4 protein-coding genes and 1 pseudogene are annotated in these 14014 nt (G+C 73.9%); 3 read left to right on the forward strand and 2 right to left on the reverse strand.

The annotated features are described in order from the left end of the window. Positions 1-25 precede the first annotated feature (25 nt). The 3 genes and pseudogenes from NMK34_RS12955 to NMK34_RS12965 form a co-directional block, all read left to right on the forward strand. Positions 26-5509: pseudogene (locus NMK34_RS12955) on the forward strand (type I polyketide synthase); the annotation flags it as partial. Positions 5510-5595: 86 nt separating this feature from the next. Beyond that, positions 5596-6648 carry an ABC transporter ATP-binding protein gene (locus NMK34_RS12960; protein ID WP_030498869.1) on the forward strand — a complete coding sequence of 351 codons (1053 nt, stop codon included), beginning with the start codon at positions 5596-5598 and terminating at the stop codon, positions 6646-6648. Continuing rightward, entirely contained in the window at positions 6645-7484 is an 840-nt protein-coding gene (locus tag NMK34_RS12965) for an ABC transporter permease (RefSeq protein ID WP_318333575.1), read from the forward strand. The genes NMK34_RS12960 and NMK34_RS12965 overlap by 4 nt, the downstream gene beginning before the upstream one ends. Positions 7485-7589: 105 nt before the next feature. Here the strand turns inward: NMK34_RS12965 and NMK34_RS12970 are convergent, their stop codons facing one another. After that, positions 7590-10412, reverse strand: coding sequence for a helix-turn-helix transcriptional regulator (locus tag NMK34_RS12970; protein WP_318333576.1), 2823 nt, complete (start codon positions 10410-10412; stop codon positions 7590-7592). A 513-nt stretch (positions 10413-10925) separates the two neighbouring features. Further along, positions 10926-13781: a helix-turn-helix transcriptional regulator gene (locus tag NMK34_RS12975; RefSeq protein ID WP_318333577.1), complete on the reverse strand. Its 2856-nt coding sequence runs from the start codon at positions 13779-13781 to the stop codon at positions 10926-10928. Positions 13782-14014: the final 233 nt, after the last annotated feature.

The following is a 14014-nucleotide window of genomic DNA, read 5'->3' on the forward strand; positions in this document are numbered from 1 at the left end:
CCCGGCCGGCCCTGAGGAGCGCCCGATGACTGTTTCCCTGGACGAGGTCGTCGGCGCGCTGCGTGCGTCCCTGCTCGACAACCAGAAGCTCAAGCAGCAGAACCAGCAGCTCACCGCCGCGCTCGGCGAACCGGTAGCGATCATCGGCATGAGCTGCCGGTTCCCCGGCGGCGTCAGGTCACCCGAGCAGCTCTGGGACCTGGTGGCCGCCGGCGGCGACGCGATGTCGGCGTTCCCGGACGACCGGGGCTGGAACCTGGGCGCGCTCTACGACCCGGACCCCGACCCCGACAGCCGGGGCACGTCGTACGTGCGTGAGGGCGGGTTCCTCTACTCCGCCGGGGACTTCGACCCGGCGTTCTTCGGCATCAGCCCCCGCGAGGCACTCGCCATGGACCCGCAGCAGCGGCTGCTGCTGGAGACCGCCTGGGAGGCGTTCGAGCGGGCCGGCATCGACCCCACCCGGCTGCGCGGCGCGCCGACCGGCGTCTACGCGGCCACCAGCAGTCAGGGTGACTACGCGGCTCTGCTCACCGGGGTCACCGGCGGCGTCGAGGGCTACCTCGGCACCGGCAGCGCCGCAGCCGTGGCGAGCGGCCGGATCTCGTACGCCCTCGGACTGGAGGGGCCGGCGGTCACCGTGGACACCGCGTGCAGCTCGTCGCTGGTCGCGCTGCACCTCGCCTGCCAGGCGCTGCGGCTGGGCGAATGCACGATGGCGCTGGTCGGCGGGGTGTCGGTGATGGCCACCCCGACCGTCTTCGTGGAGTTCTCCCGGCAGCGGGGCCTGTCCACCGACGGCCGGTGCAAGTCGTTCGCCGCCGCCGCCGACGGCACCGGCTGGTCCGAGGGGGCCGGCATGCTGCTCGTCGAGCGGCTCTCCGACGCCCGCCGCAACGGCCATCCGGTCCTCGCCGTGCTGCGCGGCAGTGCCGTCAACCAGGACGGTGCGAGCAGCGGGCTGACCGCCCCGAACGGCCCGTCGCAGCGCCGCGTGATCCGGCAGGCTCTCGCGAACGCGGGGCTGAGTGCCGACCAGGTGGACGTGGTCGAGGCGCATGGCACGGGTACCACTCTGGGTGATCCGATCGAGGCGCAGGCCCTGATCGCCACGTATGGGCAGGGTCGGTCCGCGGACCGGCCGCTCTGGCTCGGCTCGATCAAGTCGAACATCGGGCACACGCAGGCGGCGGCGGGTGTGGCCGGGGTGATGAAGATGGTGCTGGCGATGCGGCACGGTGTGCTGCCGCCCACGTTGCACGTGGACGAGCCCACCCCGCACGTCGACTGGTCGGCCGGGGCGGTGTCCCTGCTGACCGGCACGCAGCCCTGGCCGGAGACCGGGCAGCCACGCCGGGCCGGGGTCTCCGCGTTCGGGATCAGCGGCACCAACGCACACGTCGTCATCGAGCAGGCCGTCGCGACGGACACCGACGACGTCGGGTCGGCCGGTACGCCCGCCCCGCCGGCACCGTGGATCGTCTCGGCCCGCTCCGCGCCGGCCCTGGCCGGGCAGGCGCGGCGGCTGCTGGCGCATCTGGCCGATCACCCCGACCTGACCGCCGCCGACGTGGCGTACTCGCTGGTCACCACCCGGGCGGCCCTGCCGTACCGGGCAGCGGTGATCGGCGGGGACCGCGACGAGCTGCGGGCCGGCCTGCACGCGGTCGCCGAGGAGCGCGACACCCCCGGCGTGGTGCGCGGCGTGGCCCGCCGGGCCGGCAAGGTCGCGTTCCTCTTCACCGGGCAGGGTGCCCAGCGCCCCGGCATGGGCGCCGAGCTGTGCCGCCGGTTCCCGGTCTTCGCCGCCGCCTTCGACGAGGTGGCCGGGGAGCTGAACCGGCACTTGAGCCGGCCGCTGCGGGAGGTGGTCTTCGCCGGGGCCGACTCGCCCGACGCGGATCTGCTGGACCGTACCGAGTTCACCCAGCCGGCGCTGTTCGCCTACGAGGTCGCCGCATACCGGCTGGTCACCGCCTGGGGGCTACGCCCGCAGTTCCTGCTCGGCCACTCGGTCGGCGAGCTGGCCGCGGCGCACGTCGCCGGGGTGCTGTCGCTGGCCGACGCGGCGACCCTGGTGGCCGCCCGGGCCCGGCTCATGCAGCAGTTGCCGCCCGGCGGGGCGATGCTGGCGGTACAGGCGTCCGAGGCGGAGGTGGTCCCGCTGCTCGACGAGCGGGTGTCCCTGGCCGCCGTGAACGGCCCCCGGTCGGTGGTGCTCTCCGGCGACGAGGAGGCCGTGCTCGCGGCCGGGCGGCGGCTGTCCGCCGAGGACCGGCGATCCCGCCGGCTGCGGGTCAGCCACGCCTTCCACTCCGCCCGGATGGACGCCATGCTGGCCGACTTCCGGATCGTCGCGGAGAAGGTCGCGTGGCACCCGCCGAACCTTCCGATCGTCTCCGACCGCACCGGCGAGCCGCTCACCGCCGCCCAGGCCACGGACCCGGGCTACTGGGTCGACCACGTCCGGGACACCGTCCGCTTCCACGCCGGCGTCGCCACCCTCGCCGCCGGCGGCGTCGGAACCTTCGTGGAACTCGGCCCCGACAGCGCGCTGACCGTGCTGGCCCGGGAGTGCCTGCCCGACATGGAACCGGCGGCCTTCGTGCCGCTCGCCCGCCGGGACCAGCCGGAGGCGAACACGCTGCTCGCCGCGCTGGCCGCGGTCGACCTGCGCGGTGCCGGGGTCGACTGGGCGGCTCCCTTCGACGGCAGCGACGCCGCGCGCGTCGAACTGCCCACCTACGCCTTCCACCGCGAGCGCTTCTGGCCGGACCCACCCACAGTGGATCTCATCCCGCCCGCCGCGACCGGAGAGGACGAGGAGTTCTGGGCGGCCGTGGCGCAGGGACGACCCGCCGAGCTGGCCGCCGCGCTCGGCCTGCCCGCCGACCGGCAGGACGCGCTCGTCGACGTGCTGCCCGCCCTCGCCTCCTACCGGGACCGGCGGCGTCGCGGATCGGAGCTGGACGGGCTGCGCTACCGCGCCGACTGGGAACGCGTCGACCTGTCCCCCGCCCGTACCACGCCGACCGGCCGATGCCTGCTGGTGGCCGGGGCCGGCACCGACGCCACCGCGGTGCTCACCGTGCTGCGCGCCGAGGGCCTGAACCCGACGCTGGTCACCGTGGGCGACGACCTGGACGCCGTGGCCCGGGCCTCGCTCGCCGACGGCACCTGGTCGGTCGTGGTCTCGCTGCTGGCGGCGGAGGACCCGGCGGCCGGCACGGGGACCGGCGCGCTCGTCGGGACGGCCGCGCTGGTGCGGGCCCTCGCCGCTGCGGGGAACGGCGCGCCGATGTGGACCGTGACCCGGGGCGCGGTGGCCGTCGACGCGCACGACGCCGCTCCCGGCGTGGCCGGGGCGTACCTCTGGGGCCTGGGCCGGGTGCTGGCGCTGGAGCAGCCGCGCCTGTGGGGCGGGCTGGTCGACCTGCCGGCGGAGCCGGACGACGTCGCGTTCGCCGCGCTCGCCCGGGTCGTCGCGTCCGGCGGCGACGAGGACCAGGTGGCGGTACGCGCCGGCGGGGTGTATGCCCGGCGGCTCCGCCGGGCCCCGGCCGGCGCCACCGATACGGACTGGCGGCCCCGCGGCGCGGTCCTGGTGCACGGGTCCGCGCAGGTGCGTACCCCGCACCTGCTGCGCTGGCTCGCCGAGCGCGGCGCGTCGCACCTCGTCCTCGTGGGGCCGGTGGCGGACGCCGACCCGCCCGGCCCGGACGTCACAGTCACCGCCGTCGACGACCTGGACGGGCTGCCCGAGGCGCTGGACCGGCTGGCCGCCACCGGCAGCGAGATCCGTACCGTCCTGCACGTCGCCGACTCCGACGGGGCCGGCGACCCGGTGGGGGTGCTGGACCCGCACGACCTGGCCGACGCCGTGGCCGCCCGTACCACCGCCGTGGAACTGCTCGGGCGGGCCTGCGCCGGCCTACCGATCGACGAGTTCGTCGTCTTCACCTCGACGGCCGCCGTCTGGGGCAGCGGGGGAGCGGCGGTCGCCGCCGCCGTGGGCGCCGGGCTGGCGGCGCTGGCCGCGGGCTGGCGTGCCGCCGGCCGCCCGGCCACCGTCGTCGCATGGGTGCCCTGGAGGGACGAGGTCACCGATGCGGCGCAGTTGCGCCGCCGGGGGGTCCGGCCGCTGCCCGCCGACGTGGCCCTGTCCGCGCTGGGGCAGGCCCTGGTCCGCGGCGACGACCAACTGGCCGTGGCCGACCTCGACTGGCCCGCGTTCGTGCCGGCCTTCACCGCCGTACGGCCCAGCGCGCTGCTGCGCGGCGTGCCCGAGGCGACGGCCGCTGCCGAGCCGGAGGCCGGTGATGCCGCGGCGACCGATCCCGCTCGCGCGCTGCGCGAGCGGCTGGCCGGCGTCCCGGCCGGCGACCGGCACCGGATCCTGCTGGACCTGGTCCGGGCGCGGGTGGCCACCGTCCTCGGGCACGCCTCACCCAACGCGGTCGAGGCCGACCGGGACTTCCTGGAACTCGGCTTCGACTCGCTGACCGCACTGGAGCTGCGCGACGCGCTGCGCCAGGAGACCGGGGCGGAGCTGTCGGCGACCCTGCTCTTCGACCACCCCACGCCTACGGCGCTGGCCGTTCACCTGCTCGGCCGGCTCCTCGGCGCGGAGGCGGCCGGGGACGGCGCGGACGATGCCGGTGGACCTGCCGGGGAGAGTGCCGGCGGCGGACTGCTCGGCGGGTTGTTCAACCAGCCGAAGGCGCGCGAGGACCCGGCCGGGTATGCCGAACTGCTGGTCAAGCTCGCCCAGTTCCGCCCCAGCTTCCGCGAGCCGGCGCAGCTCACCCGCCCGGCCGGAATCCTCCGGCTGGCCGAGGGCGGCGCCCGGGCGCAGTTGGTGTGCTGCTGCACGATGTCGTTGCTGTCCGGCGCGCACGAGTACGCCCGGCTGGCCGCCGGCTTCCGGGGCGTACGTGACGTGTGGGCCCTGCCCAACCCCGGGTTCGGCGTGGGCGAGGAGCTTCCCGCCGACCTCGACGCGCTGCTGCGGGTGCACGCCGACACGGTGCTGCGTACCGTCGGTGCCGGCCCGTTCGTGGTGGCCGGTCACTCCGGTGGTGCGATGGTGGCCAACCTGCTCGCCGGGGAGCTGGAACGCCAGGGCCGCCCGCCGGACGCGGTGGTGCTCATGGACACCTACCCGGCCGACAGCGAGGTGCTCGGCGGGTGGGTGCCGCAGCTTCTCGACGGGATGATCGACCGGGACACCGCGTACACGCCGATGGACGACTGGCGGACGACGGCGTGGGCGGGCTACCTGCCGCTGTTCCTGGACTGGCAGCCGACCGAGATGGCGGCGGCGACCCTGCTGGTGCGGGCCACCGAGCCGCTGGGGGAGTGGGGCGGCGAACCGGACGGCTGGCGGTCGCGCTGGCCCTACCCGCACGAGGCCGTCGACGCGGCCGGCGACCACTTCAGCATGGTCGCCGACCGGGGGCCGGAACTCGCCGGCACGGTCCAGCGCTGGCTGGCCGCGCGGGGCCTGTGACCGGTTCGCCCCTGGCGTGCCCCTAGCGCCCCCTATCGGCACACATACATCTATCGGACCGACGTTCCAGGACGGAGCATGACGACGTGGACGAGGCAGTGGTGGTCACGGAGCTGGTCAAGCGGTACCAGCCCAACATGCCACCGGCGGTGGACGGGCTGAGTTTCTCCGTCGCCGCCGGTGAGGTCTTCGGCCTGCTCGGGCCGAACGGTGCGGGCAAGACGACGACGATCGGGGTGCTGACCACACGGGTGCGGGCCACCTCGGGCCGAGCCCGGGTGTGCGGCGCGGACGTGATCGGCTCGCCCGCCGCCGCCCGGCAGTTGCTGGCGGTCGTACCGCAGCGGGTGAACCTGGACCGGGCGCTGACCGTCCGGCAGAACCTGCTGTTCCACGCGGCCTACCACCGGGTGCCCCGGGCGCAGCGCATCCGGCGGGCGGACGAGTTGCTGGACCAGATGGGGCTCAAGGACTTCGCGAACCACCGTACCGACTTCCTGTCGGGCGGCCTCGCCCAGCGGACGATGATCGCCCGCGCGTTGATGCACTCGCCCCGGGTGCTCTTCCTCGACGAGCCGTCGGCGGGCCTCGACCCGCAGTCCCGGCTCTTCGTGCACGACCGGATCGCCGAGCTGAAACGGGACGGCGTGACGGTGGTGGTCACCACACACGACATGGACGAGGCGGAGAAGCTCTGCGACCGGGTCGGCATCGTCGACCACGGAAAGCTGCTCACCATGGACACGCCGTCCGCGCTGACCCGTACGCTGCCGGGCAGCAGCACCCTGACCCTCGTGGTGACCCCCGGCGCCTCCGCCGAGGAGGTGCGGGCCGCGCTCGATGCGATCCCCGACGTGGAGCAGGTGGAACACTTCAAGATGACCGCCAAGGTGCCCGTCGCCGCGCCGGCGTTTCCCGGCATGCCGGCGATGCCGATGCCCGCCCCGGTCCCGGACGCGCCCGCCGACTCGGACGCCCCCCTGTCCTTCCGGGTCTACACCAGCGGTCAGCCGGCCAACGCCATCCCGATGGCGATGAAGATCCTCGCCGACCTGGGTTGCGAGGTTCGTGACCTCAACATCGGCCAGCCCAGTCTGGAAGATGTCTTCATCCACCTGACCGGAAGGGAACTTCGGTGAGCGTCACCGCCCCCGCCCCCCCGTCCGCGCCGTCACCGCCCGCGGCGCCGCCGCCGGTGCGCGCGCTGGACCAGCTCGCCACCTTCCGCGCGGTGCTCTCGCGGGACCTGTTCGTCACCGGCCGGGAGCTGGTCGGCTTCCTGCTCCAGGTCTTCATCCAGCCGCTGTTCATGCTGCTGATCTTCGGTAAGGTGCTCAGCGACCTGGGCTACGCCAGCGACGACTTCTCCAACGTGCTGCTGCCCGGCGTCATCGCGCTGAACGCCTTCCTGATCGGCCTGGAGAACACCGCGCTGCCGATGATGATGGACTTCTCCTTCACCCGGGAGATCGAGGACCGCCTCCTGGCGCCTATGGCGACCCCGCTGGTGGCGCTGGAGAAGATCGTTTTCGGGGGCATCCGTGGCCTGATCGCCGGTGTGGTGCTGATCCCGGTCGGCATGCTCATGCTCGGCGTCACCTGGCCCTGGGCGGTGGTGCTCAAGGTGGTCGGGGTGTTGGCGATCGGCGCGCTGGTCGGCGCGGCGGTCGGTCTCGCCTTCGGCACCCTGGTGCCCACGCAGCACATCCAGATCATGTTCACCGTGGTGATGACCCCGATCATGTTCACCGGTGCCACCCAGTTCCCGCTGCTCGGCCTGGACTCGCTGCGCTGGTATCAGATGATCTGTTCGCTGAACCCGCTGACCTACATCAGCGAGGCGACCCGGTCGCTCGTCGGCCCGCCGGGGGTCGAGTCGCTGCCGCTCTGGCTGTGCATGTGTGTCCTCACCGGGGTCTTCGTGGCGTTCTCGGCGATCGGCATGCGTGGCTTCATGCGTCGCGCCATGGACTGACCGCCCGAGCGGTCCGCCGAGGGCCCGAACCGCACCTGCGGTTCGGGCCCTCGCCTTCGCCCCGTGTCGCAGGGGCCGGTGGTCACCGCGCCCCTGCGACAGCCGTCAGGACGTGGCGCTCTGTGTCTCGTCGGCCAGCGTCTCGGCGTACACGACGAGCCGGGACGGCAGGTCGGTCCGGCGCTTCACGTCGAGCTTGCGGTAGACCCGGGTCAGGTGCTGCTCGACAGTGCTCACCGTGATGAAGAGCTTGCTGGAGATCTGGCGGTTGGTGTGGCCGTGTGCGGCCAGCGCGGCAACGCGCCGCTCGGCGTCGCTCAGCCCGTCGTCCGGTTCCTGGAGTTCGGCGGCGGCCGGGTACGCCGGCAGTCCACTGCCCGGCTCCCGGCGGATCAGCCGCTGAGCCAGCACCGACGCCCCGCAGTCCTGCGCGAGCTGGTAGGCGCGGCGGACGAGCAGCCGGGCGCGGGCGGAGTCTCCGGCGCGCTGTAGCGTCTGACCGGTGTCGCCGAGGGCGCGGACGAGCTCCAACCGGTCGCCGCTGGACTGGAGCAGGTTGACCGCCTCGGAGAGCAGCTTGCGCCGGTGGTCCTGGGCGGCGGTGGTGGCGAGCAGGCGCAGCGTACGGCCCCGGGTCCGGTCGTCGACCCCGTGCGGCACCCGCAGTTGCTCCTGCAGGAGCTGCATGGCCTGCGTCTTGTTGCCGACGCTGAGCTGCACCCGGGCCAGCTCCAGCCGCCACGGCACCAGTCCGGCCGCGTCGATCCCCCACGTGCGCATCAGCTCGCCGCAGCGCCGCAGGTCGGTGGTGGCGGCGTGCGGCCGGCGTACGGCCAGGTGGTGCCGGCCGCGTGCGGCCAGGTAGTGCAGGCCCAACGGGGTGCGGAACATGCCGGGCGGGGTCGGGTGGGCCAGCCACCGGTCGGCCTCGGCGAACCGGCCCGACTCCGTCGCGGACGCGATCAGGGTGGACAGCGGTCCGGCGATCGCCACTCCCCAGGCGGGGGCTGGCATGTCCTCCAGGGCCGCGCCGGCGTGGTGCTCGGCACCGGGCAGATCGCCGACGCGCAGGGCCGCCTCCGCCCGGATCGCCCGGATCACCGCCCGCCAGCCCGGCGCGTGCTGAACCACCGGCCGGTCGAGCAGCACGTCGCCCCAGACCGTGGCCCGGTCCGACCGGCCGGCCCAGAGCAGCGCCAGCAGGGGCGCGGTCAGCAGGCCGAGGGCGCCGTCGTCCGTGTGGTGGCGCTGCAGGATCTGCTCGGCGGTCTGCACCGTGTCGTTGTCGGCGGTCGGCGTCAGCGCGGTGCCGAGCACCGTGACCGCCTGCAGGAGCGGGCTGACGGTGGTCGGGGCGCTGGCCGCGCGGCTCCAGGTGGCCGGGGCCTGCCGTACGCTCGCCAGGTGGTCCGGGTGGGAGAGGGAGACCAGAAGCTGCATGATCCGCAGGCGGCCGGGCGGGGTGGCCGGAGCCTGCTCCTCGTCCGCCGAGAAGCCGCTGACGGCCTCGGCAGCCTCGTCGACGCGGCCCTGCCAGAGCAGGTACGGCACGGCGGAGAGGCTCGCATCGGTGGACCAGCCGGCGGCCCGCGCCGTCTGCACCAGCTCCGTCAGCTGCCCGTTCACCGTCAACGGGTTGAGCTGCCAGCGGGCATTCACCAGCATCTCGGTGGTGGCGGTGCGTTGCCGCTCGTCGACCGGCGCGCTGGCGAGCAGCCGCAGGCAGGCTGCCGCCACGTCGGGCCGGCCGGACGAGAGCGCCTGACCGGCGGCGTCCTGGAGCACCGGCACCCGCCAGCCGGCCACCGTCGCACCGGCGGCCACGAGGTGCTCGGCCACCACGCTCGCCTCGGCGCCGCGGTCGTGCAGCACCTCGGCGGCCCGCTGGTGCAGGCCGCGCCGCTCGTCGGCCGACATGTCAGCGAGGATCGAGTGCAGGATACGCGAGTGGCGTAGCTGGTCGGACTCCATCAGACCCGAGGTACGCAACACCCGCACCGCCGGGACCGTGGTCGCGGGCATCACGTCGAGGAGGTGGCCGAGCAGTTCGGTCGACGCGGGCCGGTCGAGCACGGCGAGCGCCTGGGCCACCCGGCGTACCCCGGGCTCGTGGCGGTAGAGGCACCCGAGCACGGCCTGGTCGAACGCGTCACCGACGGACGGAAGGTCGTGGTCGCTGCCCTCGCCACCGGCCCGTTCGTCGAGCAGTGCCCGGGTGAGCAGTGGATTGCCTCCGGTCATCCGTACGTAGTGTTCCGCGGTCCTGCGGGTGTCGGCGTCGTCGACGGCGCCCTCGACCAGCCGGGCGACGGCGTCGACGGTCAGTGGTGGCAGGCCGATCCGGGAGAAGTGCGGCTGGCTGAGCAGCTCGGCGCGGAACAGCGGGTGCGGCGGGCGCAGCGTCGACGCCTCCGCGAACACGACCATGATCCGGGCGTGGCGCAGCCGTCGGGTCACGTAGAGCAGGCAGTGCAGCGAGGCCGGGTCCGCGTGGTGCACGTCGTCGACGAGGAGGACCAGGGGCCCGTTGGCCGTCAGGTCGATCAGGGTGGTGAAGAGGCCGTGCAGCAGGGGTGCCCAGGCCTGGTCTCCATCGGAGGCCTCGCCGCCGACTTCGGGCAACGGCACCGCGGAGGTGGCGTCGCGCAGCAGCTTCTCGACGTGGGCGGCGGCCTCCGGGGCGAGTCGTGCACTGTGGAACAGCTGCCCGACGACTCCCAGGTGGAGACCGCGCTCCGCCCGCGAGCCGGTCGCGCTCATCACCTGCCCGCGGGAGCCGGCCGTCCACTCGCCGAACGACTCCAGTAGGCTGGTCTTGCCGCTGCCCACGGCACCGGTGACCAGCGCGACGTGTCCGCGCTGCTGCTCTTCGCACGCGCGGAACACGCGCCGCAGACGGGTGATCTGTTCCTCTTGCTGAACCAACACCTGCGCGTAAGCCCTCCTTGTACGCGGCGCGGGCCTGGAAACGCCGGTGCGGCCCGACACCGCCACCCCTGCCGGAGACAGCCGCCCCTCCGCCCGCGTCTCGACGGGTAGGGGTGGAGCGCGCCGGGCGGCCACGCCGGGTGGACCTGAAATCCTTCGTCGGACCGGTCTTCTCGCCGTACGGTCCGTGTGTCGAGGCGAGTCTGGCACCGGCATGATGGTGCGACAACGGGCGTGAGACCCCACCGTTTCGCACCCAAACCTGCGGCCCCCGGAAGGCATCTAGGGGTTGCGCGATTCGGGGTGAGGGGTGTTGGAGCCGATCGGCCCGGGGAAGGCGACACGCCGGTGAGCGGCAGGTGTCGGGCGTACAGCTTGATGGTGCCACACTGCGACTCCCGGCGCGCGCCTGGCGGTACCCGCAGTGGTGGTGAGCGAACTCTTCGCGACGGTCGGCGAGGGCGACGGTCGCGTGACGCCCGGCGGCTGTTCCGTGCGGAAGCCCGACCGGGATCAGCGCGGCCGAGGGCCGGACGGACGGCCGCCCGGGGGGTCCGTGCCCCGCGTCAGCGGATCCAGCACCGTCGTACCGGGGCGGTCGAACCGCAGCCGTCCGGCGAGTTCGCTGCGCGAGTTGACGTCCAGCTTCCGGTAGATGCGCGTCATTCGCTGTTCGATCGCGCTGACCGTCAGGAAGAGCTTCTCGGCGATCTCACGATTGGTGTGACCCTGGGCGGCCAGGGTGGCCATCCTGGATTCGGTGTCCGTCAGGCCCTGGACCACGACCGCCGCACCCGTCCGGCTGCCGGTGGCACCGTCTCTGGTGGACAGGTCGCTGGGCCACAACGTCGGGATGCCGCACTCCTCCGCGAGAGCCCGGGCCGACCGGGTCGCGGCGCGGGCCTGCCGTCGGTCGCCGGCCTGCTCGTAGGCGTGACCGAGATCGGCAAGGTTGTGCGCCAGTTCCATCCGGTCGCCGCACTGCCGCAGTAGCCGTACGGCGCTGCGCAGGTGCGGGATCCGTTCCTGTCCCTCCTCGGTCGCGGCCAGAACCCGCAGGGCCGCGGCCCGGTACCGGACATGGACGGGCCGCAGCCGGGCCAACTCGTCGCGCACCAGCTTGCGCGCCTGCTGACGGCGGCCCATCCGGAGCAGTGCCCGAGCCGACTCGGTGCGCCACGGCACCAGGCCCGAGAAGTCCAGCTGCCACCGCTGCATCAGCTGCCCGCAGAGCTGGAAGTCGGCCAGCGCGGCCTCGGGGCTTCCCGCGGCGAGGGCGTGCGTCCCGCGGGCGTGCAGGTAGTGCAGCCCGAGCGGGGTCTCGAAGATCGCCGGCGGCACCGGCACCTGAAGGCAGGCGGCCGCCGTGTCGAGCTGGTCCATGAAGGTCAGGGCCCGTATCCGGACGGCGAGGGGTATCCCGATCACCACCCCCCAGCCTTTCGGCGAGAGCTGCCCCAGTGCCTCGTCGGCCAGCTTGCCGGCGCGGGGGAGGTCGCCGAGCCGGCCGGCGACGGCGGCCCGCAGGGCGGTGAGCGTGGCCGAGGGGGTGGGGTGGTGCGGGGTGGCGAGGTGGCGGTCCAGCCGGTCGCACCAGTCGTCGGCCAGGTCGAGCTGGTCGGCGTAGATCATGGCGATGAGGGCGCAGATGACCCTCCACATGTGCGATTCGTCGTCCGGCCCGGTGGTCGACAGTGTCCGCTCGGCCTCCTCGACCACGCCCGCGTCACCCCGGGCCAGCACGCCGGACAGCAGGATGACTCCGCTGAGCCCGTGCTTGACCCGGGCCAGCGTGAGCGGATCCCGCGCGGCCACGGCGGGCGCGGGCCGGTCGACCATGACCCCGGGATAGAGCGTCGAGATCCAGCCGGTGATGATGAGCAGCTCGGCCACGGACTGCGGATCGGCGGGATCCGACCGCTCGCTCAGGTGCCTGACCAGGTCGACGGCCTCGTCGATCTCACCGTGCCAGAGGAGGTACTGGATGGGACCGGCGGCCTGTTGGCTGCCGAGGTGCCCGGCCCGGATGGCGGTGGCGACGCTGACCAGGTGGGGGATCGTGGCCTGCGGGTCGAGTCGCCACTCGGCGCGCGCCAGCGCGGAGCGGATCCGCGCCCGCAGACACTCGCCGACGCCACTGCGGTGCGCCCGGCGCAGGTACCGCAGGGCGGTCTCCACCTCGCCGTCGAGCAGCGCCTGCTCGCCGGCGTCCAGCAGGGTCTGCGCCATCCAGGCTTCGGCCAGCTCGCCGATGTCCACCAGGTGCGGCGCGATTCGGGCCGGGGGCGCGCCGTCGTCGTGCAGCAGGCGCGCTGCTCCCAGATGCAGCCGTACGCGTTCCTCGGCGGTCATCCCGTCGATCACGGCCTGGGTCACCGCCGGATGGCGCAACCCCTGTTCGTCGATCAGCCCCGCGCTGGTCGACTTGTCGACAGCGCCCAGCGCAGGGTGCAACCGGGCGTCGACGAGATGCGGCAGCAGGCTGCCGTGCAGCGGCTCGCCGGTCACGGCGAGCACCCGGGCGGCGTTGAGCACCAGGCGGTCGCAGCGGTACAGGCAGCTCAGCACGGCCTCCCGGAACGACTCGCCGACCGCCGGGGCGTCGGTGGACCGTGGCGCGGCTGCCTGGTCATCGGCGAGCGCATGCACCAGGAGCGGATTCCCGCCGCTGATCCGGTGGCTCTCCTCGGCGATGCTGCGGGCGAGCGGGATGTCGAGCCGCTGGGCGAGCAGCTGGAACGTCCCCTCGGCGGTGAGCAGCGGCAGGCGGATGCGGTGCAGCGTCGCCGGTTGCAGCATCTCGGCGTGCACGTCCGCCTGCCACGGCCGGGTGCGTGGCGCCTCCGTCAGGACCATCAGCACGGGTAGGCCGGGCAGCCGCCGGGCCACGTAATCGAGACAGCGCAGCGACGGCACGTCCGCGTGGTGGATGTCGTCCACCACGATGACCAGCGGCCCCCGCGAGGTCAGTTCGAGCAGGGCACGCCCGATGGCGGCGGTGAGCCGGGCGTTCTCCGCGTCCGCCGGATCGGCGTCGCTCCATGCGAGGGCGCCCGCGTCAAGCAGCCGGGCGAGGCGGGCCCGGATGTCGGGGGCGTCCGCGGCGCACGACGGCACCGCGCGGACGAGCTGCCGGACGACCTCCAGCGGTACGCTGCGCTCCGCGCGGGAGGCGCTCGCGCCGATGACCCGTGCTCCGGCGTCGCAGGCGCGCCGGGCGAAGGTCTGTGAGAGCGCGGTCTTGCCGGAGCCGACCGGGCCGGTCAGCACGGTCACCGGCCGGTCGGTCGGCGAGGTGCCGCCGCGGAGCAGGTCTGCGAGTCGGCGCTCCAGCAGGCCGAGCTGGCTTGAACGCTCGGTCAGCTCCATCACCGCCCCCTCCGGGGGAGGGCCGCGTGCCCGGTGCGGCCCGACAGCTCGACCAAATTGGAGACCGGCAATTCTTGACCCATTCCGTTGTCGGCAAGTATCGACGGGTGTCGAGCTTTGCCGGTGCGCCATCGACCGACTTGACCGGTTGGCTGCTGCGAGCCGTGTTCCCGTGTGCGTCGGCGATAATTCCCCAGCTTCCTCGGGGTCGAAACTTCCTATCGACCTCCTTG

The sequence above is a fragment of the Micromonospora sp. BRA006-A genome (assembly GCF_033433935.1).
Lineage (GTDB): Bacteria > Actinomycetota > Actinomycetes > Mycobacteriales > Micromonosporaceae > Micromonospora > Micromonospora aurantiaca.

Bases quoted from the DNA above. Each gene is read 5' to 3' on its own strand.
- NMK34_RS12975 (WP_318333577.1), bottom strand. From the start codon at position 13,781: ATGGAGCTGACCGAGCGTTCAAGCCAGCTCGGCCTGCTGGAGCGCCGA.